21 protein-coding genes are annotated in these 22,534 nt (G+C 67.4%); 6 read left to right on the top strand and 15 right to left on the bottom strand.

The genetic code is table 11. The features are described from left to right. Positions 1 to 5: 5 nt before the first annotated feature. The 15 genes from rseP to V3B41_RS03240 all read right to left on the bottom strand — a co-directional run bounded on the left by rseP (position 6) and on the right by V3B41_RS03240 (position 15,341). Positions 6 to 1,364 carry an RIP metalloprotease RseP gene (rseP, locus tag V3B41_RS03310; RefSeq protein ID WP_049432376.1) on the bottom strand — a complete coding sequence of 453 codons (1,359 nt, stop codon included), beginning with the start codon at positions 1,362 to 1,364 and terminating at the stop codon, positions 6 to 8. Between the two features lie 55 nt (positions 1,365 to 1,419). Continuing rightward, entirely contained in the window at positions 1,420 to 2,610 is a 1,191-nt protein-coding gene (locus tag V3B41_RS03305) for a 1-deoxy-D-xylulose-5-phosphate reductoisomerase (RefSeq protein WP_049432378.1), read from the bottom strand. Positions 2,611 to 2,612: 2 nt separating this feature from the next. Beyond that, on the bottom strand, positions 2,613 to 3,449 hold the full coding sequence (locus tag V3B41_RS03300; protein ID WP_100443637.1) for a phosphatidate cytidylyltransferase: 837 nt from the start codon (positions 3,447 to 3,449) through the stop codon (positions 2,613 to 2,615). Continuing rightward, positions 3,446 to 4,213, bottom strand: a complete 768-nt coding sequence (uppS, locus tag V3B41_RS03295) for a polyprenyl diphosphate synthase (protein ID WP_049427360.1) — start codon at positions 4,211 to 4,213, stop codon at positions 3,446 to 3,448. Before uppS ends, V3B41_RS03300 begins: the two co-directional genes overlap by 4 nt. A gap of 5 nt (positions 4,214 to 4,218) precedes the next feature. Continuing rightward, positions 4,219 to 4,773 carry a ribosome recycling factor gene (gene frr / locus V3B41_RS03290; RefSeq protein WP_049427358.1) on the bottom strand — a complete coding sequence of 185 codons (555 nt, stop codon included), beginning with the start codon at positions 4,771 to 4,773 and terminating at the stop codon, positions 4,219 to 4,221. A 96-nt stretch (positions 4,774 to 4,869) separates the two neighbouring features. Continuing rightward, positions 4,870 to 5,598: a UMP kinase gene (pyrH, locus tag V3B41_RS03285; RefSeq protein WP_005408745.1), complete on the bottom strand. Its 729-nt coding sequence runs from the start codon at positions 5,596 to 5,598 to the stop codon at positions 4,870 to 4,872. A gap of 121 nt (positions 5,599 to 5,719) precedes the next feature. Then, positions 5,720 to 7,258, bottom strand: coding sequence for a GGDEF domain-containing protein (locus V3B41_RS03280; protein ID WP_049427356.1), 1,539 nt, complete (start codon positions 7,256 to 7,258; stop codon positions 5,720 to 5,722). Between the two features lie 275 nt (positions 7,259 to 7,533). Next, the gene (gene tsf, locus V3B41_RS03275) at positions 7,534 to 8,409 is read right to left on the bottom strand and encodes a translation elongation factor Ts (protein WP_005408747.1); all 876 of its coding nucleotides are present in this window, start codon (positions 8,407 to 8,409) and stop codon (positions 7,534 to 7,536) included. A 127-nt stretch (positions 8,410 to 8,536) separates the two neighbouring features. Then, complete coding sequence (rpsB, locus tag V3B41_RS03270; RefSeq protein ID WP_005408748.1) at positions 8,537 to 9,343, bottom strand: 30S ribosomal protein S2; 807 nt, start codon at positions 9,341 to 9,343, stop codon at positions 8,537 to 8,539. A 220-nt stretch (positions 9,344 to 9,563) separates the two neighbouring features. Continuing rightward, positions 9,564 to 10,262, bottom strand: coding sequence for a molecular chaperone (locus V3B41_RS03265; RefSeq protein ID WP_329860068.1), 699 nt, complete (start codon positions 10,260 to 10,262; stop codon positions 9,564 to 9,566). Beyond that, the gene (locus V3B41_RS03260) at positions 10,262 to 10,582 is read right to left on the bottom strand and encodes a hypothetical protein (protein ID WP_295547991.1); all 321 of its coding nucleotides are present in this window, start codon (positions 10,580 to 10,582) and stop codon (positions 10,262 to 10,264) included. Before V3B41_RS03260 ends, V3B41_RS03265 begins: the two co-directional genes overlap by 1 nt. A 59-nt stretch (positions 10,583 to 10,641) precedes the next feature. Continuing rightward, on the bottom strand, positions 10,642 to 11,679 hold the full coding sequence (locus V3B41_RS03255) for a spore coat U domain-containing protein (protein ID WP_329860065.1): 1,038 nt from the start codon (positions 11,677 to 11,679) through the stop codon (positions 10,642 to 10,644). After that, positions 11,676 to 14,054: a fimbria/pilus outer membrane usher protein gene (locus V3B41_RS03250; RefSeq protein WP_329860063.1), complete on the bottom strand. Its 2,379-nt coding sequence runs from the start codon at positions 14,052 to 14,054 to the stop codon at positions 11,676 to 11,678. The genes V3B41_RS03255 and V3B41_RS03250 overlap by 4 nt, the downstream gene beginning before the upstream one ends. 7 nt (positions 14,055 to 14,061) lie before the next feature. Then, positions 14,062 to 14,811 carry a molecular chaperone gene (locus tag V3B41_RS03245; protein ID WP_049427399.1) on the bottom strand — a complete coding sequence of 250 codons (750 nt, stop codon included), beginning with the start codon at positions 14,809 to 14,811 and terminating at the stop codon, positions 14,062 to 14,064. Then, positions 14,811 to 15,341: a spore coat U domain-containing protein gene (locus tag V3B41_RS03240; RefSeq protein ID WP_049427402.1), complete on the bottom strand. Its 531-nt coding sequence runs from the start codon at positions 15,339 to 15,341 to the stop codon at positions 14,811 to 14,813. Before V3B41_RS03240 ends, V3B41_RS03245 begins: the two co-directional genes overlap by 1 nt. Before the next feature lie 230 nt (positions 15,342 to 15,571). On the opposite strand from V3B41_RS03240, the gene map reads away from it, so the two are divergent. Genes map through dapE form a run of 6 tightly spaced genes read left to right on the top strand, consistent with a single transcriptional unit; the run spans position 15,572 to position 22,444 of the window. Then, entirely contained in the window at positions 15,572 to 16,357 is a 786-nt protein-coding gene (gene map, locus V3B41_RS03235) for a type I methionyl aminopeptidase (protein WP_005412748.1), read from the top strand. Positions 16,358 to 16,359: 2 nt separating this feature from the next. Continuing rightward, positions 16,360 to 18,987, top strand: coding sequence for a [protein-PII] uridylyltransferase (locus tag V3B41_RS03230; RefSeq protein ID WP_295548000.1), 2,628 nt, complete (start codon positions 16,360 to 16,362; stop codon positions 18,985 to 18,987). Next, on the top strand, positions 18,987 to 20,048 hold the full coding sequence (gene dapD / locus V3B41_RS03225) for a 2,3,4,5-tetrahydropyridine-2,6-dicarboxylate N-succinyltransferase (RefSeq protein ID WP_197619995.1): 1,062 nt from the start codon (positions 18,987 to 18,989) through the stop codon (positions 20,046 to 20,048). The genes V3B41_RS03230 and dapD overlap by 1 nt, the downstream gene beginning before the upstream one ends. Before the next feature lie 2 nt (positions 20,049 to 20,050). After that, the gene (locus tag V3B41_RS03220) at positions 20,051 to 20,917 is read left to right on the top strand and encodes a hypothetical protein (protein WP_329860058.1); all 867 of its coding nucleotides are present in this window, start codon (positions 20,051 to 20,053) and stop codon (positions 20,915 to 20,917) included. 31 nt (positions 20,918 to 20,948) lie between these two features. Continuing rightward, entirely contained in the window at positions 20,949 to 21,320 is a 372-nt protein-coding gene (locus V3B41_RS03215) for an arsenate reductase (protein WP_180849163.1), read from the top strand. Then, positions 21,317 to 22,444, top strand: coding sequence for a succinyl-diaminopimelate desuccinylase (dapE, locus tag V3B41_RS03210; protein ID WP_329860055.1), 1,128 nt, complete (start codon positions 21,317 to 21,319; stop codon positions 22,442 to 22,444). Before V3B41_RS03215 ends, dapE begins: the two co-directional genes overlap by 4 nt. Positions 22,445 to 22,534: the final 90 nt, after the last annotated feature.

Here is a 22,534-nt window from a genome sequence, read left to right as displayed (position 1 = left end):
AAAGTTCATCGCGGGACCAGGCCGAGGATGTCGTTGTAGAACGCCAACCCCATCAGCCCGGCCAGCAACGCCAGGCCGATGTATTGGCCGGCGGCGATGGCGCGCTCGCTCAGCGGGCTGCCCTTGACCAACTCGATAAGGTAATACAGCAGGTGTCCGCCGTCCAAGATCGGGATCGGCAACAGGTTGATGATGCACAGGCTGAGTGACAGCAGGGCAAGGAACTGCAGGAACCAGTCGAGGCCGCGTTTGGCCGAGACATTGGCCACGCGGGCGATGGTGACGGGCCCGGAAACGTTCTGCAGCGAGGCTTTGCCGGTGACGATGCGGCCCATCATGCCCAGCGAATCGGCGGCAAGCCGGCCGGTTTCACGTACGGCGACGGTCACGGCATCCAGCGGCCCATAGCGCAGCAGGGTGTCGTAGGAGGGGCTGTAGGTGGTGGGGAAGCCGACGCCGATCTGCCAGACCGGGTTGCCCTTGCCATCCTTGCCCTGGCGGGGCGTGACTTCCAGTGCCAGCCGTTCACCGCCGCGCAGGACCTCGATCATGCCGGGGCCTCCGGCACGGCCGAGGGCCTGGATCTGGCCGATCACCTGGTCGACGCTGTCGATGCGCTGGCCGTCGATCGCGACGATCAGGTCGCCCGGCTGCAGCAGCCCGGTGACCACCGAATCGGCGGTGAGCGAGTCGACCAGCGCAGGCTGCAGCCACGACTGCCAATACAGACCGGCAAGGATCGGCACCCGTCGTTCATCGAAACCGGCGGGCAGCTGCGACAGCGGCAGGGTGCGCACGCGCACCTGGTCCGCAGGGTCGAGTACTTCAAGCTTGACGTCGCGGCGATCCATGGCGGCGGCGGTCAGCGCCATGCTGGCCTCGCCCAGGGTGGCGACCTGGCGGTCATCCACCCGCAGAACGCGGTCACCGCTGGCCAGGCCGGCACTGGCGGCGATGCCGTCAACCCGGCCGATCGTCGGCGAGTAGTCCTGCTTGCCGATCACGAACATCGCCCACAGCAGCAGGATGCACAGCAGCAGATTGGCGATCGGCCCTGCAGCAACAATGGCGATGCGCTGCCACACGGTCTTGTGGTTGAAGGCCTGGCCACGCTCGTGGGGATGGACTTCGACCTCACGTTCGTCGAGGAACTTCACGTAGCCACCCAGCGGGATGGCGGCAATGGCGAACTCGGTACCGTGCTTGTCGCGGCGCGACCACAGCGGGCGACCGAAGCCGACCGAGAAGCGCAGGATCTTGACCCCACAGAGGCGGCCGACCCAGTAATGCCCGAACTCGTGGAACGTGACCAGCAGCCCGAGGCTGACAATCATCCACCAGACCGATCCGATGAAGTCAGTCATGCAGGCTCACAGTGGCGGGCAGGGGCGGCGGCGTCATGCTGGGCGAGGCGGTCGTTCAGGCGGCGTCGATGGCGTTCAGGGTGAGCTGGCGTGCCCGCTGGTCGGCGGACAACAGGACCTCCAGTGTATCGGCTGGCTGGGTCGGCAGTGTTGAAAGAGCGTTAGCAACCAGCTCCGGGATGGTCAGGAAACCGATCCGGCCCTGAAGAAATGCTGAAACCGCCTCTTCGTTGGCGGCGTTCAGCACCGCCGGGGCGGTACCGCCGGCCTGCATCGCCTGCCAGGCCAGCGCCAGGCAGGGGAAGGCGTCGGTGTCGGGGGCCTCGAAATCCAGCCGGCCCTGCGCCAGCAGGTCCAGTCCGGACACGCCGGATTCGATGCGCTGCGGCCAGCCCAGGCCGACCGCCAGGGTGGTGCGCATGTCCGGCAGGCCCATCTGGGCCAGGGTCGAGCCGTCGACGAACTCGACCAGCGAATGCACCAGGCTCTGCGGGTGCACCAGTACCTCGATGCGCTCGCCGGGCACCGCGAACAGGTGGTGGGCCTCGATCACTTCAAGGCCCTTGTTCATCAACGTCGCCGAATCGACCGAGATCTTCGGGCCCATCGACCACTTCGGGTGGGCCACGGCCTGGGCGGGGGTGACCTTGGCCAGCTCGGCGCGGCTGCGGCCGCGGAACGGGCCACCCGACGCGGTCAGCAGGATCCGGCGCACGCCGGCGCCGTCGATGCTGGCGTCGCGCGAACGCAGGCACTGGAAGATCGCGCTGTGCTCGCTGTCGATCGGAATGATCTCGGCGCCGGCGCGCTCGGCGGTGCGGGTCAGCAGTTCGCCGGCCAGTACCAGCGATTCCTTGTTGGCCAGAAGGATGCGCTTGCCGGCCGCAGCGGCGGCGAGGGTCGAGGACAGCCCGGCAGCACCGACAATGGCTGCGACGACGGTGTCGCAGGCATCGCTTGCTGCCAGCTGGTCCAGTGCGGCATGCCCGGCGTGGGCCTCGGTGGACAGCCCGGCATCGCGCAGGCCGTCGCGCAGTTCGGTGAACAGCGCTTCATCGGCGATGACCGCGTGCGCGGGCTTGTGCTGGCGGCACAGCGCCAGCAGCGCCTGCACCTGGCGGCCGGCGGCCAGCACCGTGGCCTGGTAGCGCTGCGGGTGGCGGGCGATCACGTCCAGCGTGGAGGCACCGATCGAGCCGGTGGCGCCGTATACGGCGACCCGGCGCAGGTCTGCGACAGCATTCATGGTCAGAACCCGAAGATTTCCTTGCCCAGCGCGAACACCGGCACGGCGGCGAGGACGCCGTCGACGCGGTCGAGCACGCCACCATGGCCCGGGATCAGGTGGCCCGAGTCCTTGGCACCGGCGTGACGCTTGATCAGGCTTTCGAACAGATCACCCAGCACCGACGCGAATACCGCCACCACCGAGGTGATCAGCAGGCCCGGCAGGTGGGCGACGTCGACGCCGGCCAGCCAACCAAGGCCGACGGCGACGGCGACACCGGCCAGCAGGCCGCCGAACAGGCCTTCCCAGGTCTTGTTGGGGCTGATGCGCGGGGCCAGCTTGTGCTTGCCGAAGTGACGACCGGCGAAATAGGCACCCGAATCGGCTGCCCAGACCAGTGCCAGTGCCGCCAGCAGCCACAGGTGACCCTGCTTGCCCGGCGGGTCACCGCCGGCATGGATCAGCACCAGTGCTGCCCAGGCCGGGACGATGGCCAGGGTGCCGGCCAGCATCTTCACGATCCGCGAGGGGGCCGTGGGCTGTGCGCCGAAGTTGAAGAAGCGCAGCCAGACCAGCGCCGCCAGCCACCAGGCGACACCCGCCAATGTGGTGATCTGGAACAGTACCAGCGTGCTGCCATCGGCCCACACCAGCAGCACCATCAGCAGCAGGTTCAGCACCAGCAGCACGGTGCGGGCGAGGGTGTCTTCGATGCCGGCCAGCTTCAGCCATTCCCACAGGCCGATCAGCAGCACGGCGGCGGCGGCGGCGGCCAGCCATTGCGTGGGCAGCAGCAGGATCGCAGCAATGGCGACCGGCGCCATGATCAGCGCGGCGAGGACTCGGGTCTTGGTCATGGGCTGGAGGTCTCGGTGGCCAGTGCGGCGATCTGGGCGCTGGTCAGGCCGAAACGACGCTCGCGGCTGCCATAGGCATCCAACGCCTGCTGCAGCAGGGCGGCATCGAAGTCCGGCCACAGCGCCTCGGTGAACCACAGCTCGGTGTAGGCCAGCTGCCACAGCAGGAAGTTGCTGATGCGGGTGTCGCCACCGGTGCGGATGAACAGATCCGGCGGCGGCAGGTCGGCCAGGGCGACCTGGCTGCCCAGCAGCGATTCGTCGATCTGTTCGGGCAGCAGGCGACCTGCGGCGACTTCAGTGGCCAGCGCGCGCGCGGCACGGGCGATGTCCTGGCGACCGCCGTAACTGGCGGCGATCGACAGGGTCAGGGTGGTGTTGTCGGCGGTGCGCTGCTCGGCCAGCTGCATGCGGCTGACCAGTCCGGCACCGAAGCGCTCGCGTTCGCCGATGAAGCGTACGCGCACGCCACGCCGGTGCAGCTCGTCCACTTCGCGGTCGAGCGCGCCGAGGAACAGCTTCATCAGGGCGTCGACTTCTTCCTGCGGCCGGCCCCAGTTCTCGCTGGAAAACGCGAACAGGGTAAGCGCCGGAATGCCCAGTTCAAGGCAGCGCTCGATGGTGCGGTTGACCGCGCGCGCGCCGGCGCGGTGGCCGATCACGCGCGGGCGGCGGCGCTGCTGTGCCCAACGCCCGTTGCCATCCATGATGATGGCAACGTGGCGGGGCAGGGCGGCCGGCAACGGAGGCGGGACTGAAGGCATCGACTTCAGACCGACAGCAGTTCTTTTTCCTTGTCGGCGACGACCTTGTCGACGTCCTTGATGTTGGCGTCGGTCAGCTTCTGGATGTCGTCTTCGCCGCGCTTCTTTTCGTCTTCGCTGATCGCTTTGTCCTTGACCAGCTTGGCGATTTCCTTGTTCGCGTCCTGACGGATGTTGCGGATCGCGATCTTGGCGCCTTCGCCTTCCTTCTGCACCTGCTTGGCCAGCTCCTTGCGGCGCTCTTCGGTCGGCGGCGGCATGTTGATGCGGATCGCGGTGCCGAGCGTGTTCGGAGTGAACTCGGCGTTGTAGAGACCCTTTTCGATCTCCTTGATCATGCCCTTGTCGAACGGGGTGACCAGCAGCGAGTGCGCGTCGGCATTGGAGATCGAGGCAACCTGGTTCAGCGGGGTGCTGGCGTTGCCGTAGGCATTGACCGTCACGCGGTCCAGCAGGGCCGGCGTGGCACGCCCGGTCCGGATGGAGGTGAGGGTGTGCTTCAGAGCGTCGATGCTCTTGGCCATGCGCGTCTGCGCGTTGTTCTTGATGTCGTTGAGCATCGCCCGGTCCTGGATGTATCTGGAATCGGGCGATTATAGGCGAATACGGGACGCTGCCGGGCCTGAATCGGCCCGGTTGTCGCCGCCCGCTCAGGCTCAGGCCGGATCGCGGCCCTGGACCAGGGTGCCGATGTTCTCGCCGTTGAGGATCTTCAGCAGCTCGCCCGGCTGGCCCATGTCGAACACGCGCATCGGCAGGTCGCTGTCGCGGGCCAGTGCGAAGGCGGCGGTATCCATCACTTCCAGGCCGCGGCGGATCACTTCGTCGTAGCTCAGGCTGTCGAAGCGGACCGCATCGCTGTGCTTGTTCGGGTCCTTGTCGTACACGCCATCGACCTTGGTGGCCTTCAGCAGCAGGTCGGCGCCGATCTCGATCGCGCGCAGGGCGGCACCGGAGTCTGTGGTGAAGAAGGGGCTGCCGACGCCGGCGGCGAAAATCACCAGGCGTCCCTTTTCCAGGTGGCGGATGGCGCGGCGGCGGATGTAGTCCTCGCACACGTCGTTGATCTTGATAGCGCTCATCACGCGCGCCTTGGCGCCGAGCTTCTCCAGCGCGTCCTGCATGGCCAGGGCGTTGATGACGGTGGCCAGCATGCCCATCTGGTCGCCGGTGACCCGGTCCATGCCACCGGCGGCCAGGCCGGCGCCGCGGAAGATGTTGCCGCCGCCGATCACCAGCGCCACTTCGGCACCGGCCTGCTGGGCTTCGATGACCTCACGGGCCAGGCGGTTGATGATCTTCGGGTCGATGCCGTAGTCCTCATCTCCCATCAGCGCCTCCCCGGACAGTTTCAGAAGGATGCGGCGATAGGCGAGCTTGGACATGGGGACCTCGGGTGCGTGGAAATCGCGGGCGATTCTACGCGCATGCGGCGTCAGGCCATAGTGTTTTGTGCACTGCGGCGCAAAATCCTGGCATCCGCCCCGGTCATCCGGGGCTTCCCGTTCAGCCCAGCTCGGCGCCCGCGGTCGCTGACAGCTCGTCGTGGCCGAGGGCGCCGGGGGAGCGCGCGATCACCCGGTTGCGGCCGAGGTTCTTGGAGCGGTACAGCACGTCGTCGGCGGCGCGCAGCAGGTCCTGCACGTCGGCGAAGCGTTCGTAGCCGCCCTGGGTGGCCACGCCGGCGGAGAAGGTGACGAACAGCGGGCCGCCTTCCAGTTCGGCCATCGGCGTGGCGACGATGTTGGCCAGCACCCGGCGGATCACGTCCAGGGCCACCGTTTCGCTGGTGTTGGGCAGCAGCGCGACGAACTCCTCACCGCCGAAGCGGGCCACGGTGTCGCTGTGGCGCAGCTGGCCCTGCAGTTTGCCGGCAAAGGCCCGCAGCACCTCGTCGCCGGTCAGGTGGCCATGGGCGTCGTTGATCTTCTTGAAGTCGTCCAGGTCGATGAAGGCCACCGACAGTGGCCAGCCCTGGCGACCGGCGCGCAGGAATTCCTGCTCCAGCACGGCTTCCAGCTGGCGCCGGTTGAGCACGCCGGTGAGGGCGTCACGATGGGCCTGGTCGGCCAGGCGCTTGGCCCGGGCTTCGAATTCGTCGGCGCGGCGACGGGCCTGGTCGGCATCCTGCAGCTCGCGCAGGTTGCGCAGGGTTGCCAGCTCCTGCGCGTGGTCGATCAGCTCGCGCACCCGCGAGGGGGAATTCAGGCCGGCCTCGAACAGGCTGGCGATGTCCGGCAGCGCCTCGCTCATGCGGGCCAGGACCTGGTCGAAGCGGGCACTGTCCAGTTCAAGGCGGTCATGCACCTGCTGCAGGGCGCGCTCGCGGGCGGCATCGGCGTCATCGTCCAGCCAGATGTCGGCCACCGCGCCGGACAGCTGCACGCAGGCCTGGAATGGCGATTCCGCAGCGTCCAGGTCTTCGCTGTGGCTGATGCTCTCCACCAGATAGCGGGGCAGGCCCCACTGCTCGGCCACCCAGGCGCCGACCTCGGCGTGGCTGCAGCCCAGTTCGTCACGCTCGCGCGCGACCAGATCGATGTTGTCGCGCGCTTTGCGCAGCAGCGGCAGGTAGCGCTCCGATTCGGCCTGGGCCAGGCACAGTACGCCCAGGTCCTGCAGCAGGCCGGCCAGCATCAGTTCTTCCAGCCGGCGCAGGCCGCGGGCCTGGCCCAGCTGGCTGGCGGCCAGCGCGCTGAGGATGCTGCGCTTCCAGGCGCGTTGGCGCAGGTCGTGGTCGGCGCCGGTACCGCCGGTCAGTCCCTCGGTGACGGTGAAGCCGAGGGCCAGGCTGATCGTGGCATTCAGGCCGAGCATGGTCAGCGCCTGGCCGAGGTTCTCGATCCGGCGGCGGCTGGCGTACAGCGGCGAATTGGCGATGCGCAGCATGCGAGCACTCAGCGCCATGTCGATGGCGATGATGTCGGCGGCGGTGGCGATATCCGCTTCCGGGTCCTGTGCCAGTTCGATGATGCGCAGGGCAATACCGGGTGGCGAGGGCAGGTTGCGGCAGAGCGCCAGGGCAGCTGTCAGCTCGGGAGGCATGTCGGGTCGTTCAATTCCATTGGGACAAGAATACCTAGGAATGCATCACAGTCCGCGATTTTCGTTCCTGCTAAATGACTGTTGATTCCCTGTGCCGAGTATCGGCCTGATTCGCGCGCAACGCAAAGGTGCAGGTGTGCGCATCAACGGTGCGCACCCACAGAAGGCGGGGGCGCCTACAGGTGGAGCATGGGCCTCCCGTTGTCCCGGACATAAAAAAAGAGCCGCGGTTTCCCGCGGCTCCTTCTGGTCGTTTCACAGCCCGAGGGCTGGAATCAGACCTGCATCGCCTTGGCAACTTCGGCGGCGTAGTCTTCCACCACCTTCTCGATGCCTTCGCCGACGATCAGCAGCTTGAAGCCAGCAACATCGGCGCCAGCGGCCTTGACCACCTGCTCGACGGTGGTGTCGCCCAGCACGTAGGTCTGGCCGTACAGGGTCACGTCGCTGACGATCTTGTTGATCTTGCCGCTGATGATCTTTTCCAGGATGTCGGCCGGCTTGGCCTTGTCCTTTTCGGACATCTTGGCCAGCTCGATTTCCTTTTCCTTCTCGACGAAGTCGGCCGGAACGTCCGCAGCCTTGTTGTGCGGCGGCTTCAGCGCAGCCACGTGCATGGCCAGGCCACGAGCCAGCTCGACGTCGCCGCCGATCAGATCGACCAGCACGCCGACCTTGCCGTTGGTGTGGACATACGCACCGATGTTGCCGGTGGTGTCGACATTCACCATGCGACGGATCTGGATGTTCTCACCCAGGGTCTGGACGGCGGTGGCGCGGGCTTCTTCAACGGTGCGGCCATCGGCCAGCTTGGCAGCCTTCACGGCTTCCACGTCGGTGGCGCCCGATGCCAGGGCGGCAGCGGCGACGGCGTTGACGAAGGACTTGAAGTTGTCATCGTTGGCGACGAAGTCGGTTTCCGAGTTGACTTCGACCAGCACGGCCTTGCCGCCGTCCTGGGCCAGGCCCAGACGGCCTTCGGCGGCCACGCGGTCAGCCTTCTTGTCGGCCTTGGCAGCGCCGGACTTGCGCATGGCTTCAGCAGCAGCGTCGATGTCGCCGTTGGCTTCGGTGAGCGCCTTCTTGCATTCCATCATGCCGGCGCCGGTGCGCTCGCGCAGTTCCTTGACCAGGGAAGCAGTGATTTCCACGGGATTACCTCACGAAAGAAAGGGGTAGGGCCGGCATGGTGGCCGGCCCGTGTGACACGGTCCTGTCACGCGCCAAGGGGCTGCGCGCAGGGAGGGTGGACGCCGGGCGTCCACCCCGGGGCCTGGATCAGGCCTGGGCGTCGTCGCCCTTCTTGGCAGCCTTCTTGGCCGGAGCGCGGCGGGCCGGCTTCTCTTCGCCTTCGGCAGCGGCTTCAGCGAACTCCTCTTCGCGCACCGAAGCGGCGTGCGGAGCAGCGGCCTTGCCTTCCAGCACGGCGTCGGCAGCGGCGCGGGCGTACAGCTGCACGGCGCGGATGGCGTCGTCGTTGCCCGGGATGGCGTAATCAACCAGTTCCGGGTTGTAGTTGGTGTCGACCACGGCGATGACCGGGATGCCCAGCTTCTTGGCTTCCTTGATCGCGATGTCTTCGTGGCCGATGTCGATCACGAAGATGGCGTCCGGCAGGCGGTTCATGTCCTTGATGCCGCCCAGCGAGGCTTCCAGCTTGTCGCGCTCGCGACGCAGGCCCAGCACTTCGTGCTTGACCAGCTTCTCGAAGGTGCCGTCGGTTTCACCGGCTTCCAGTTCCTTCAGGCGGGCAACCGACTGCTTGACGGTACGGAAGTTGGTCAGGGTGCCGCCCAGCCAACGCTGGTTCATGAACGGCATGCCGCAACGTTCGGCTTCTTCCTTGATGGTTTCGCGGGCGCTGCGCTTGGTGCCCAGGAACAGGACGGTGCCGCGCTTCTGGGCAACCGACGAGATGAAGTTCATCGCGTCGTTGAACAGCGGGACGGTCTTTTCCAGGTTGATGATGTGGATCTTGCCGCGGGCGCCGAAGATGTACGGAGCCATCTTCGGGTTCCAGTAGCGGGTCTGGTGGCCGAAGTGGACGCCGGCTTCCAGCATCTGACGCATGGTGACCTGGGGCATTGCAATACTCCTGATATGGAACCAGCGATTCCGCCCGCGGGGATAGGTATGCGGGACGCGTGGAAGCGCGATCGGTTCCGGGGTTGGGCTTCCCTGTTGCCTCCGTGGCCGAACTCCTTGCGGAGCACCCCGGCACGGATGGGGGCAGCAGGTGTGGATTCACCGGTGACGTCCGGTGTGGACGGGCTCCCGCGCACGCAGGCGGCAGGAATCCGGTCGATTATAGCCCGCTCGGTGCGCTCGCTGCAATTGCCGGGTCTGGAGCGGCCAGATCGACCACGCGGCCATCCTGCAGCCGGGCCTGGAAATGACCGCCGGCGTAGCCATGGGCGTGGGCGGGCAGGGCCCAGCGGCGCTCACGGCCGGCCAGCAGATAGCCGGCCAGGCCCGGCAGCAGCAGGGTGCGCCGGCCGTCGCTGGTGATGTAGGCGAGATCGTTCAGGCGTGCGTGCAGGGTACCGGTGTTTCGCAGTCGCAGAAAGGTCTGTGACTGGCCCGGTTCGATCCCTGCATGCAGCCGCGGCTGGGCCATTGGTGTGGCGTGCCCTCGGAACAGCGGCAGGGAATAGCGCTGCAGGCCTGGCGTGGTGGGAGCCAGGACGACCCGATAGGCCTGTTCGCCGACAGGGGGTGTCGGTTGGCGTGGCAGCAGCCAGATGCGCTGGCGGATACCGGGCGGGATGTCGAGCTGGGTGGGGCTGGCGAGAACCTGGTCGGTGGGGCGTAGCACTTCGGCGTCGGTCTGCTGTTCCCACGCCAGGATCTGCACCCGCCCCTGCCAGCGGCCGGGACCGGGGTTGTAGAGCCACAGTTCGCCCTGGCCACCTTCGGCGGGCAGTTGCAGTGTGGTCGGTAACAGGTCCAGTGCTGCGGCAGGCCACGCCAGCAGCGTCGCCAACAGGGTCGGAAGTGCCCGCATCAGTAGATGACGGTTACGGCGGACGTCGAGTCTTCGTCGTCGACGGGAGGTGCGAGCTCGCGGACCTGGGGAGGCAGTTGCGGTGCGTCGCTGCGCTGGTGGGGGACGGGGCAGTGGGTGCTGCCGGGGTCATCGCGACAGGCTTCGACCACGGTCAGGCGGATCTGCAGCGGCGCGGGACTGGGTTCAGCCCATGCGGGCGTGCTGGCGACCAGCATCGCCCCGATCAGAATTGCGCGAACCACCTGCCAACCACCGTGCTGAAAGATCTCGCTGCGCGGTATCGGCTGGATGTGCCGGAACTGTAGAGCCGAGCCCATGCTCGGCCTGCCGGCTGCCAAAAAATGCAGCCGAGCAAGGGCTCGGCTCTACAGGGGACTCAATAGGTGATCGTCACCTGCACAACGTCGTTGTAGGTGCCGGCCGGCGGTTGGCCAGTGACCGGCGGCACCCGGCCATAGATCGTCAGCTGCTGCGCGCTGCCAGTGCCGGTGCCGCTGGCGGTATCGACGGTCAGCGTGTTGCCCCAGCGCTGGGTGCGTGTGGAATCGCGGTACAGCTCGTAGGTGAGGTAGTAGGTGCTGGCGCCGATGGTGGTGGCCATGCGTCGCGTGCTGGTGGCAGTGGGGTTGTTCTGGCCGTTGTTGAGGCTGACCTGGTAGGCGGTGTTCTTCAGGCAGGTCAGGGTCAAGGTGGCGGTCTGGTCGATGTTGGCGGGGATGCTGCCGGTGACGTTGCCGAAGTTCATGTTGGTGGTGACGTAGCTCCCGCACTGCGGCAACACGTCGGCGGTGGCGGTGAAGCTGAAGGCGGCACTGGCGCTGTTGGTGCCGGTGGCGCCGCCGTTGCAGGTGGCGGGCACGGTGGCCGTGCCGAGCAGCACTTCGTTCCAGGCCCAGGTCAGCACCACGTTCGCGCCACTGAAGGTGCTGCTGTAGGCGCCCGACGCCAGTACCTGGTTGGCCGGGATCTGCGCGAACAGCTGGGTGGCCTGCGCGCCACTGCCGCCGGTCAGCAACGGCACGTTGTAGGTCATGGTCAGTTCCTGCGCCGGCGGTGTGCCGCGCGGGGTCAGCCCGGTTGCCTGGCTGAAGTTGGAGGTGTTGTAGAGCTGGAAATTCATGCTGTCGCTGGCGCTGGTCTTCATCGTGCGCCAAGTGGAGCTGCTGCCGCCGCCGCTGCCGGCGCCGATGCCCACGCAGACCCGCACGCCGGTGGTGGCCAGCAGGCTCAGCGCGGCGGTGGTGCAGGACACCGTGATGCTGAGCGTGCCGGTGGTTGCGCCGGGCGCATTGCTGTTCACGTTGCCGAACGGCAGCGTCGGATCGGCGATGGCGGTGCAGACCGCGGTGGCACGTGCCGGTGCCGCCGCCAGCAGGCCGGCAACCAGCAGCAATCCGAGCAGCAGCACCTTCATGGCGCCACCTCCGGAATGCACTGCAGCGGCGCCGGTTTGGGGCGTGCACCGGTGGCCACCACCTTGGGCAGGTCCGGCACCTTCACCCGGCACTGGCCGCGGCTGGTGGTGATGTACAACACGCTGCCGGCGGCCACGTCTTCCAGGTACAGCAGACCGTCATAGCCCACCAGCGCCTGGCGCCCGTCCGGCAGCTGCACCTCGCTGCCGACCTCCAGCGGTTGCCCGTCCATGCCGTACAGGGTCAGGCTCAGCGAAGGCCGCGAGCGCAGTGCGAAGGTCACCCGCGTGCCCGCGCGCTGGCGTGGGGTCACCCAGTCTTCGATGCGGTCGGCACGCATGTCCTCAGGCAGGTCCAGGGTATCGATGGAGACGCGGTTGCGCTGCCAGGACAGCAGCGGGCTGACCAGCAGCAGGCCGCGATCATCGGTCACGCCGATCAGCCGGTTTTCCAGCCGCACCGGCACGCCGCCGACGCCATTGGTGCTGATCACCGCGAATGCGTCGGAGACCTCGCGGGTGGCGAAGGCATGCCCGCCCATCCACACCAGGCTTCCACTGGCGCTGGCGTAGGCATAGTTCAGGCCGCCCTGGCGCGAGGCGCCGAATGAGTAGCGACCGACGTCATTGAGGATGCCGACTTCGGCCAGGCCACCATTGCCATCCTCGCCATGGCGCACCTGCGCGCGCCAACCGACACCGCCGGCGCTGCCGTCGCCGGGCACCGGCTGGGTGACATCGGCCACCCAGCTCTGGCTGTCGCCATTGCGCTGGCTGGACAGGCTGGCCTGGCGGTTGTTGCCCAGGCTGGCGGTGACCGAGAGGTAGATGCTGCGGTCATCGCTCTTGTCCAGGTTCTGGTTCACCGACAGGTACGCCGACCAGCGCTGGCTCCAGGTGCGCGACCAGAACAGGCTGGCGTAGCGGTTGTCCTCGCCGTCGGGGTAGCGCAGTCGCAGGTAGCTGGCGCTGAGTGTGCCCAGCCGCAGCAGATCGGCGCCGACCGTGGCCTGTTCGCTGATGCTCGGCGGCAGGTTGCCCTGCAGTGCGCCCAGGTCGCGGTAATCACCATGGCTGCGCACGGTGCGCAGATTGACGTTGAGTCGGCGGTTGTTCCAGCTGTAGCCCAGTGCCCATTGCCCACCCTGCAGGCCATGGTAGTCGCTGTGCGCATAGGCGGCGTTGAACACGCCCGCACCGCCGAGCAGCCACCAGCCGCCGATGCCGGCCTGGGCCAGACCCCCACCGCCTTCGGCATGCGCTTCACCGGTAAAGGTATCGCTCACGCCGCCTCGCCAGCTGGCACTGGCCACGGTGCGATCGTCGTAGGTGAAGGAGCGCTGGCCGAAATCCTCACGCAGGCGGCCAACGCCGACCGACCAGTCCGACAGGCCCTTGGCCAGCAGCTGCTGGGTGCCATAGAAACTGAAATCCAGCGTCTGCATGCGCCCGAATGCATCGGTCACCACCACCTGTGCACTGCCGGTGCCGCTGATGCCGGGTTGCGCGGCCAGCTGGAATGGACCGACCGGCACCTGCCCGCTGTACTGGCGCAGGCCGTCGACGTACAGCTCGACCGTGGACGGCACCACGGCCTGGCCGAGGAAGCTGGGGGTGGGCGTGAGCACGCGGTAGGGCTGCAGGCCGTAGTTGCGGCCGATCTGCAGGCCGCCCATGCGCACGGGGCGGGTCCAGTCGACGAAACCGCTGTAGAAGTCGCCGACGTCCAGGGTCATCGCTCTGTCGGGGAAGTCCAGGCTCCAGCGGGTGTCCAGGCGCACGCTCTCACCACGCCAGCGGCGGTCACCGGATTGCTGGTAGCGGCGGCTGATCGCGGTGTTTTCGAAGGTGCCGTTGCCGATCCCGAACAGGCGCAGCTCCGAGCTGAGGCTGAGGTTGCCGAGCGTGTCGACCCGGCTGCCATAGACGTCGTAGTTCAGCAGCAGGCCGGGCGAGGCGCTGCCGGCCGGTGCGCGGGTCTGCGGCTGGCTGAGCACGGTGGTCGGCAGGGTCAGCTGGTCCAGTGGCACGTCCAGGGCCAGGGTCTGCATATGCGCGTCGTAGCGCACCACGGCCCCGCTGATCTGGTCCAGATAGACCGGCGCATCGCCGCGGGCGCTGAAGCCGAGCTGGCGCAGCACGTCCGGACTGGCCTGCAGTCGGCCACGGTTTTCGGTGAACGGCAGCAGGCCGCGCGGCGTGCTGTTGAGCGAGACATCCAGGTAAAGCGTCTGGCCGGCGGTCAGGGGCGTGGGCGCAGGCAGGATCGCATCGGCCGATACCCCGGAGACATCCGCAGCCGCGGCAGCAGCCATGCCGGACACATCGGCGGCCTCGGTCGCCGCAGGAGCCAGGGCAGCCAACAGCGCGCCCATCAACGCCTCAGCGAGCCGGTGGTGGCGACAGCGGCGTCTGTTCCGACTCGCCATTGAGCTTGGCCGTGATCTGGTCGTTGTCGCGGTCGATGGCCGTGCGCTCGATCGGCCAGCGCATCACCTGCCCAGGCAGTACATACCCCAGCAGGCCGGGGTGCACGATGCGCGGACGCTGGACGCTGCCCAGCGCGAGGTCGGCGATCTGTGCATAGCTGTTGCCGGTGTTGGCCACCTCCACGCCGTTGCGTCCGTCTTCCAGCTTCACCAGGTGCGCCCGGAGTTGCGCGGCCAGCTTGCCCCCCGAGGGTTGCACGAACACCGGAATCGAATAGCGCAGCACGAACTGCATGCCGTTGGCGCGGGTCGCCAGGTCAGGCACTTCGTCGACGATCAGCCGGTAGTACTGCTGTGCCGCAGGCGGTTCGTGGTTCGGGCGCATCACCCGTACCAGCTGCTGCTGGCCAGCGCCCAGTTCCTGCATCGGAGGGGTGGCCAGCAGTTCATCGGTGGGCAGCAGTTGTTCCTGGCCATCCTGCTGTACCCAGCGGAAGACCCGCACCTGCAGCCTGACCGGCGAGGTGCCGCTGTTGGTCAGCCACAGTTCGCCTGCGCGCTGGCGGGCTTCGAGCTGCAGGCTGGTGGGGGCGACCTGCAGGCTGGTGGCGCCGACGGCGGTGGCGAGCAGCAGGCTCAGGGCGAGCAGCGCCACGCCGGTGGCGCGCCACGGGCGGGGTCCGGCCATGCGGGCGTGCTCCATCAATAGGTGATCGTGGCGGTGACCGTATCCAGGTAGTTGCCGGTGGCCGGATTGTTGGTGCTCAGGTTCAGGATCTGGCCGTAGACGATGTAGGGCACGGCCAGGCCGGTGCCGATGCCGGCCTGGGTATTGGTGCCGGTGGTGGCACCCCAGACCAGGGTGTGGGCGGCGTCCTGGTAGAGCTGGTAGCCGACGTAGTTGTTGGCGGTCACGGCCGCATTGGTGTTCTTCATGCGGCGGGTGGTGACGTCGTTGGCCGTGCTGGCGTTGGCGCCCGCGTTCAGCGAGATCGTGTACGGGGTCAGCGCCGAGCACTGCGCGGTCACCGTACCCTGGCCCAGGGTGGGGGTCGCCGTGGTCGAAGCCGCCGTGCCGAAATCAACGTTGGTGGCGGCCGCGGCCGTGATCGTGCAGGCCTTGGTGACCACCAGGGTGACGTTGAAGGTCGTGGTATCGGCCGCCAGTGCGGGGCCGGCCAGCAACAGTCCGGTCAGGGCCCAGGCGAGCGGTGAGCGGAGCGTGGATCGCATGGACAACCTCCCTGACCCGAAGGTCTGTTGAACAAGGCGAAGGCGGCACGTTCAGGGCCGCTTTGATGATGGTCAGGGCCAGCTTGTGCGGGTAAGTGTCTGTAATCCGTGATAAATAGGCATGCGAAAGAGTGGAGCGCGTCACGCTTTCACTTTCCTTGCCGGAACCGTGCATGCCCCGGATCGCCAGTTGGGTGGCGTTCGTTCAGATTGCAGCCGGATCGGCGATAATGGGCGCCATGAGCGTGAATCTGAAAACCCCGCAGGAAATCGAGATGATGCGCATCGCCGGCCGCCTGGCCAGTGAAGTGCTCGACATCGTCACCCCCCACGTCAAGCCCGGTGTCACCACCGAGGAGCTGGACCGCATCTGCCACGACCACATCGTGAACGTGCAGGGCGCGATTCCGGCCAACGTCGGCTACCGCGGCTTCCCGAAGACCGTGTGCACCTCGGTCAACAACGTCATCTGCCACGGCATTCCCAGCGAAGGGAAGGTGCTCAAGGATGGCGACATCATCAATATCGACGTGACCGTCATCAAGGACGGCTGGCACGGCGACACCAGCCGCATGTACTTCGTCGGCACGCCGTCGGTGATGGCCCGCCGCCTGGTGGAAACCACGTACGAAGCGATGTGGCGTGGCATCCGTGCGGTGCGTCCGGGCGCAACCCTGGGCGACATCGGCCATGCCATCCAGAGCTACGCCGAAGGCGAGCGTTTCAGCGTGGTGCGCGAGTACTGCGGCCACGGCATTGGCAAGGTCTACCACGACGAGCCGCAGGTGGTGCATTACGGCCGTCCGGGCCAGGGCCTGGTGCTGCAGCCGGGCATGACCTTCACCATCGAGCCGATGATCAACGAGGGCACCCGTTACAACAAGGTGCTGCCGGATGGCTGGACCGTGGTGACCAAGGACCGCAAGCTGTCGGCGCAGTGGGAGCACATGATCGCGGTCACCGAGACCGGCGTCGACGTGCTTACCCTGTCGCCGGGCGAGTCGCAGGTCTCCTGAGGATGTTGCCGGCGAGTTCGCTGCTGGACACGCCGGCCGCGTCGCTCAACGACCCGGACTGGGCTGCTGCTGCGCGCCAGGCGCTGCAGCAGGCGGACGCGCGCCTGTACCGCCGCTTCGACCAGGGCGACAACATCGAGCGCCTGCTGGCGCTGCGTGCGCGTGCGGCCGACCATCTGATCCGCCTGGCCTGGCAGCGCTGCCTGCCGTTCGACAGCGGCCTGTCGCTGTTCGCAGTGGGGGGGTATGGGCGCGGCGAACTGTTCCCGCGCTCGGACATCGACCTGCTGGTGTTTGGCGACCCGCCGGCACAGTTGGCGCACGAATCCGCACTGGCACGCCTGTTCGCGCTGCTGTGGGATTGCGGGCTGGCGGTCAGCCATGCGGTGCGCAGTGCAGCGCAGTGCCGCGAGGCTGCTGCCGACCAGACCGTGTTGACCGCGCTGATCGAGGCGCGTCCGATCCTGGCCGAGGACACTGCCCGCCGTGCGCTGCGCGAGGCCATCGACGACCGTGAGCTGTGGCCTGCACGTGCCTTCTTCCTGGCCAAGCTGGAAGAGCTGCGCAACCGCCACCAGCGTTTCGGCGATACCGCCGACAACCTGGAACCGGATCTCAAGGATGGCCCCGGCGGCCTGCGCGATCTCAACACGCTGGGCTGGATGGCGCTGCGCGCCTTTGGCGTACGCGACCTGGAAGCGCTGGTCGGCCTGGGCCACCTGGGGGCCGACGAAGCGGCCGCGCTGAAGCGCGAGCGTGCGGTGCTGGCGCGTCTGCGCTTCGGGCTGCACCTGGTGGCGCGGCGCCCGGAAGAACGGTTGCGCTTCGATTACCAGAAGACCTTGGCCGCGCGCCTGGGCTTCGAAGACGATGCCGAGAATCTCGGTGTCGAAAAGATGATGCAGGGCTTCTACCGCGCCGCGCTGGTGGTGCGCCGGATCAGTGACCGCCTGCTGCAGCGCTTCGAGGAACAGTTCGATGGCGAGGCGCAGCCGGAACCGCTGACCGTGGGTTTTTCCCTGCGACGCGGCTACCTGTCGGCCAATGATGCTGACTGGCCGCGCGGCGATATCGGCCAGGTGTTCGCGCTGTTCTCCGGCTGGGCCAACAATCCGCAGGTACGCGGCCTGCATTCGCTGACCGCGCGCGCGCTGGCCGAATCGTTGCCGCTGCTGCCGGCCTACGACCAGGCCGACGCCGACGCGCGCGAGCAGTTCCTGGCCCTGCTGCGTGGCCAGCGCCCGGTCGATACGCTTTCGCGCATGGCGAGGCTTGGCGTGCTCGGCCAGTGGATTCCGGCATTCGCCCAGGTCAGCGGGCGCATGCAGTTCGACCTGTTCCATGTCTATACGGTGGACCAGCACACGCTGATGGTCCTGCGCAACATCGGCCAGTTCGCCAGCAGCCGCGCCGACGAGCGCTTCTCGATCGCGCATGAAGTGTGGCCGCGCCTGCGCAAGCCGGAGCTCCTGCTGCTGGCCGGCCTGTTCCATGACATCGCCAAGGGTCGTGGCGGTGATCACTCCGAACTGGGCGCGGTCGATGCGCGCGCGTTCTGCCAGACCCATGCCCTGAGCATCTCCGACACCGAACTGGTGGCCTGGCTGGTCGAACAGCATCTGCGCATGTCGGTGACCGCGCAGAAGCAGGACATCGCCGATCCGGTGGTGATCCATCGCTTTGCGACCCTGGTCGGCAGCCGCGACCGGCTGGACTACCTGTACCTGCTGACCTGTGCCGATATCGCCGGCACCAGCCCGAAGCTCTGGAACGCGTGGAAGGACCGCCTGTTGGCCGACCTGTATTTCGCCACCCGGCGCGCGCTGCGTGAAGGCCTTGAGCACCCGGTGCCTGCCGCCGAGCGCGTGGCCGAGGCGCGTGACAGCGTGCGTGCGCTGGTGCGCGAGCAGGGCTACGACGATGCCACCATCGACCGCCAGTTCGCGGTGATGCCCGACGAAGGCTTCATCCGCCTGCGCCCGGAGCAGCTGGCCTGGCAGGCCGCCGCGCTGGTACCGGTGAAACAGGGCCAGGCGCTGGTGAAGGTGCGCCGCATCAGCGTCGACGACCCGGCACTGGAAGTGTTTGTACATTCACCGGACCGCGACGGCCTGTTCGCCGCCATCGTGATGACCCTGGACCGCAAGGGCTACGGCATCCATCGCGCGCGCGTGCTGGATGGTCCGGCCGACACCATTTTCGATACCTTCGAAGTGAACCCGGCCGACAGCTTCGCCGATGGCAGCAGTGCCAATCTGGAGGCCGCGCTGCGCGAGGCACTCAGTGGTGACCTGTCGCGCCTGCGCCCGTCGCGCCGGGTGGTGCCGCGGCAGCTGCGTCATTTCCGCTTCGCGCCGCGCATCGAGTTCCGCGATGAACCGGGCGCAACCCGATTTGCCCTGGTCGCTCCCGACCGTCCTGGCCTGCTGGCCGACGTGGCGTTCGTGCTGCGCAACCAGGGCCTGCGCGTGCATGATGCGCGCATTGCTACGTTCGGCGAACGCGCCGAAGACACCTTCGTGATCAGTGACGAACACGACCTCCCCCTGACTGAACCTGCCCGGCAGCAGCTGCATGACGCGATGCTGGCCTGCCTGGACCCTGATCGAAACGCCGGAGACCCCGCCTGATGGCCACCAAGCCTGTTAAGAAGACTGCTGCCACCGCCAAGAGCGCAGCGGCCAAAAAAACTGCCGCCGTGCCGGCCGCGAAGAAGGCGGCTGCGCCGAAGAAAGCCGCAGCGGTGAAGGCGCCGGCGAAGAAGGTGGCGGCACCGAAGAAGGCCCCGGCCAAGAGTGCCGAAGCCGCACGCGCCGAAACCATCGCCCGCAAATCGCTGCGCAAGCCGGCCACGCCGGGCGTGGAAGAACTGAAGTTCGGCATCGAAAGTGCCTTCGAACGCCGCGCCACGCTGACCCTGCACGAACTGGAAGGCTCGACCAGGCCGCTGGTCAACCGTGTGATCGATGGCCTGGAAAGCGGGGAATTCCGCGTTGCCGAACCGGACGGCCATGGTGGCTGGAAGGTCAACGAGTGGTTGAAGAAGGCGGTGCTGCTGTACTTCCGCGTCAACGACATGGCCGTGGTCGATGCGCGCCCGGCGCCGTTCTGGGACAAAGTCGAATCGCGTTTTGCCGGCTATGACGAAGCGAAGTTCCGTCGTGGTGGCGTGCGCGTGGTGCCGGGCGCCATTGCCCGCCGCGGTACGTACTTCGGCAAGGACGTGGTGCTGATGCCGAGCTTCACCAACATCGGCGCCTATGTCGGTGAAGGCACCATGGTCGATACCTGGGCCACCGTTGGTTCCTGCGCGCAGATCGGCCAGCACTGCCATCTGTCCGGCGGTGCCGGTATCGGCGGCGTGCTGGAACCGCTGCAGGCCAGCCCGACCATCATTGAAGACCACTGCTTCATCGGCGCGCGTTCGGAAGTGGTGGAAGGCGTGGTGGTCGGCCACCACAGCGTGATCGGCATGGGCGTGTTCCTCAGCCAGAGCACCCGCATCTACAACCGCGCCACCGGCGAGATCAGCTACGGCTACATCCCGCCGTACAGCGTGGTGGTATCCGGCTCGCTGCCGAGCAAGGACGGCACCCACTCGCTGTACTGCGCGGTGATCGTCAAGCAGGTCGATGCCAAGACCCGCAGCAAGACCAGCGTCAACGATCTGCTGCGCGGCCTGGCCGACTGAAGGTGGCTGCGCCGGAAGACCTGGCGCAGTCCGCGATCTACCGGCATCCGTCCGACACCGCGTTCGGACGGATGCTGCCGCGCCTGCTGCATGCATCCCGCTGGAGCCGGCTGCGTCGCGCGCTGTCACGGCGTTGGCCGATGCCAGCGCTGGCCAGCGATGTGCGCGACGTGGTCTACGCGAGCTGGTGGGTCGACGTGCGCCATGCACCGTTGCCGCCACCGGGCCATCACTACGTGGTGCATGCCGGGCGCACGCCGTACACCATCCTCAGCTACCGTCACGGGCACTTCGGGCCCGCGCTGGCCGGGCCGCTGCGCGCGCTGATGCCGTCGCCGCGGCAGAGCAACTGGCGCTGGTACCTGCGCCGCGACGACGATCCGGAAGGCACACCGGTGGTGCTGTTTGATCGCAATGTGATGGACCAGCTGGCCTTCGTCGCTGGCGCGCGCGCGTTCAGCGATGCCATGCAACCCCATCTTTCCATCCTCTTCGAACATGTGCTGGATGCCTCGGGTCGTGGCCACACGCTGATTGAAGGCGGGCAGGGCAGTGCACCCGCGTTGGGACTGCAGTGGCAGGCAGCCGATGGCTGGCGGCACGACGCATGGTCGGCGGCGTTCGGTGGCCGTCAGGCCCTGCTGCGCTTCCTGACCTGCCAGGACGAAGCCATCGCCCGCACCTGCGATCGGTACTGGGCCAGTACCCGCATCGCGCTGCCGGTGGACATCGGCAGCCTGCAGCCGCTGCGCCTGTCGGGCGAGCTGCACTGCCCGCGCCTGCAGGCGATGGGCGTGGCGCTTGAATCGGGCCTGGTCTTCCGCTTGCCGAGAGTGCCGTTCCGGGTCGTGTCCGAGCGCCTGTTGTGAGATTCTGGACCCCTGTTTTCCAGCATCACAGATGGCCATGAGCACCACTGTCTACGGTTTGAAGAACTGCGATACCTGCAAGAAGGCGACCAAGTGGCTCGACCGCTTCGGCGTGCCGTACACCTTCGTCGATTACCGCGAGAACAAACCCAGCCCGGAAATGCTGCTGGAATGGGCCGCGCAGCTGGGGGGGCTGGCGGCGATGGTCAACAAGTCCTCCACCACCTGGCGGCAGCTGCCGGACAACCGCAAGGCCGCCGATTCCGAGGCCGAGTGGAAGCTGCTGCTGCGCGAGTACCCGCAGCTGATCAAGCGCCCGCTGGTGGTCACCGCCGATGGCAAGGCCAGCCAGGGTTTCAGTGACAACGGCTTCAAGGCCCGCTTCGGCCTGGGCGACGCATGAGTACCGTCCTTGACCTGGCCTGCGAGCTGATCGCACGGCCTTCGGTGACGCCGGACGATGCGGGTTGCCAGGCGCTGCTGGCGGCGCGGCTGAAGCAGGCTGGATTCCACTGTGACCACCTGCGCCTGGGCGAAGTCGACAATCTGTGGGCGACCCATGGCCAGGGCGCACCGGTACTGGTCCTGCTGGGCCACACTGACGTGGTGCCAACCGGCCCGCGCGAAGCCTGGACCAGCGACCCGTTCACCCCACAGATCCGCGATGGCGTGCTGTATGGGCGCGGTGCTGCCGACATGAAAGGCAGCGTGGCTGCGTTCGTGGTCGCCGCCGAGCAGTTCGTCGCCGCGCATCCCGATCATCCCGGCACGCTGGCGGTACTGCTGACCAGCGACGAGGAGGGCGATGCCATCGATGGCGTGCGCCACGTTGCACGCCTGTTCGCCGCACGGGGGCAGCGCATCGACTGGTGCATCACCGGTGAGCCGTCATCGACCGCGACGCTGGGCGACCTGCTGCGCGTGGGCCGCCGCGGCAGCCTGTCCGCCAAGCTGCGCGTGCAGGGCGTTCAGGGGCATGTGGCGTACCCGGAGAAAGCGCGCAATCCGATCCACCAGGCGGCGCCGGCACTGGCCGAACTGAGTGCGCGACGCTGGGACGACGGCTACGAGAGCTTCCCGCCGACCAGCCTGCAGATCTCCAACATCCACGCCGGCACCGGTGCCAACAACGTGATTCCCGGCGAGCTCGAAGTGGATTTCAACCTCCGCTACAACCCGCATTGGGACGCGCCGAAGCTGGAAGCAGAGATTGCCGCACTGCTGGACCGGCATGGCCTGCAGTACACGCTGAAGTGGCACCGTAGCGGCGAGCCGTTCTACACCCCGGAAGGCACGCTGCGCGCCGCTGCACGCGCAGTGCTGGCCGAGCACATCGGCCGCGCGCCGGAAGAAAGTACCGGCGGCGGTACCTCCGATGCGCGCTTCATCGCACCCTTGGGTGCGCAGTGCATCGAAGTAGGACCGGTCAACGCCAGCATCCACCAGGTGGACGAGAACGTGCGCGTGGACGAACTGGAAGCACTGCCCGGGCTGTACCAGCGGCTGGTGGAACGGCTGCTGGTGTAAGGACGGTGAGGTGGGAATGGTGGGTGCCGACCGTTGGTCGGCACGCCCCCCGCCGGGGCTGCATCCCTGTAGAGCCGAGCCATGCTCGGC

Source organism: Stenotrophomonas sp. SMYL89 (assembly GCF_036319985.1).
Lineage (GTDB): Bacteria > Pseudomonadota > Gammaproteobacteria > Xanthomonadales > Xanthomonadaceae > Stenotrophomonas > Stenotrophomonas maltophilia_Q.
This window is presented reverse-complemented; position numbering and strand designations above follow the sequence as displayed.

Excerpts from the sequence above, each read along its gene's own strand:
- rseP (WP_049432376.1), bottom strand. The coding sequence starts at position 1,364 with ATGACTGACTTCATCGGATCGGTCTGGTGGATGATTGTCAGCCTCGGG.
- V3B41_RS03305 (WP_049432378.1), bottom strand. The coding sequence starts at position 2,610 with ATGAATGCTGTCGCAGACCTGCGCCGGGTCGCCGTATACGGCGCCACC.
- V3B41_RS03300 (WP_100443637.1), bottom strand. The coding sequence starts at position 3,449 with ATGACCAAGACCCGAGTCCTCGCCGCGCTGATCATGGCGCCGGTCGCC.
- uppS (WP_049427360.1), bottom strand. The coding sequence starts at position 4,213 with ATGCCTTCAGTCCCGCCTCCGTTGCCGGCCGCCCTGCCCCGCCACGTT.
- frr (WP_049427358.1), bottom strand. The coding sequence starts at position 4,773 with ATGCTCAACGACATCAAGAACAACGCGCAGACGCGCATGGCCAAGAGC.
- pyrH (WP_005408745.1), bottom strand. The coding sequence starts at position 5,598 with ATGTCCAAGCTCGCCTATCGCCGCATCCTTCTGAAACTGTCCGGGGAG.
- V3B41_RS03280 (WP_049427356.1), bottom strand. The coding sequence starts at position 7,258 with ATGCCTCCCGAGCTGACAGCTGCCCTGGCGCTCTGCCGCAACCTGCCC.
- rpsB (WP_005408748.1), bottom strand. The coding sequence starts at position 9,343 with ATGCCCCAGGTCACCATGCGTCAGATGCTGGAAGCCGGCGTCCACTTC.
- V3B41_RS03265 (WP_329860068.1), bottom strand. The coding sequence starts at position 10,262 with ATGCGGGCACTTCCGACCCTGTTGGCGACGCTGCTGGCGTGGCCTGCC.
- V3B41_RS03260 (WP_295547991.1), bottom strand. The coding sequence starts at position 10,582 with ATGGGCTCGGCTCTACAGTTCCGGCACATCCAGCCGATACCGCGCAGC.
- V3B41_RS03255 (WP_329860065.1), bottom strand. The coding sequence starts at position 11,679 with ATGAAGGTGCTGCTGCTCGGATTGCTGCTGGTTGCCGGCCTGCTGGCG.
- V3B41_RS03250 (WP_329860063.1), bottom strand. The coding sequence starts at position 14,054 with ATGGGCGCGCTGTTGGCTGCCCTGGCTCCTGCGGCGACCGAGGCCGCC.
- V3B41_RS03245 (WP_049427399.1), bottom strand. The coding sequence starts at position 14,811 with ATGGAGCACGCCCGCATGGCCGGACCCCGCCCGTGGCGCGCCACCGGC.
- V3B41_RS03240 (WP_049427402.1), bottom strand. The coding sequence starts at position 15,341 with ATGCGATCCACGCTCCGCTCACCGCTCGCCTGGGCCCTGACCGGACTG.
- map (WP_005412748.1), top strand. The coding sequence starts at position 15,572 with ATGGGCGCCATGAGCGTGAATCTGAAAACCCCGCAGGAAATCGAGATG.
- V3B41_RS03230 (WP_295548000.1), top strand. The coding sequence starts at position 16,360 with ATGTTGCCGGCGAGTTCGCTGCTGGACACGCCGGCCGCGTCGCTCAAC.
- dapD (WP_197619995.1), top strand. The coding sequence starts at position 18,987 with ATGGCCACCAAGCCTGTTAAGAAGACTGCTGCCACCGCCAAGAGCGCA.
- V3B41_RS03215 (WP_180849163.1), top strand. The coding sequence starts at position 20,949 with ATGGCCATGAGCACCACTGTCTACGGTTTGAAGAACTGCGATACCTGC.
- dapE (WP_329860055.1), top strand. The coding sequence starts at position 21,317 with ATGAGTACCGTCCTTGACCTGGCCTGCGAGCTGATCGCACGGCCTTCG.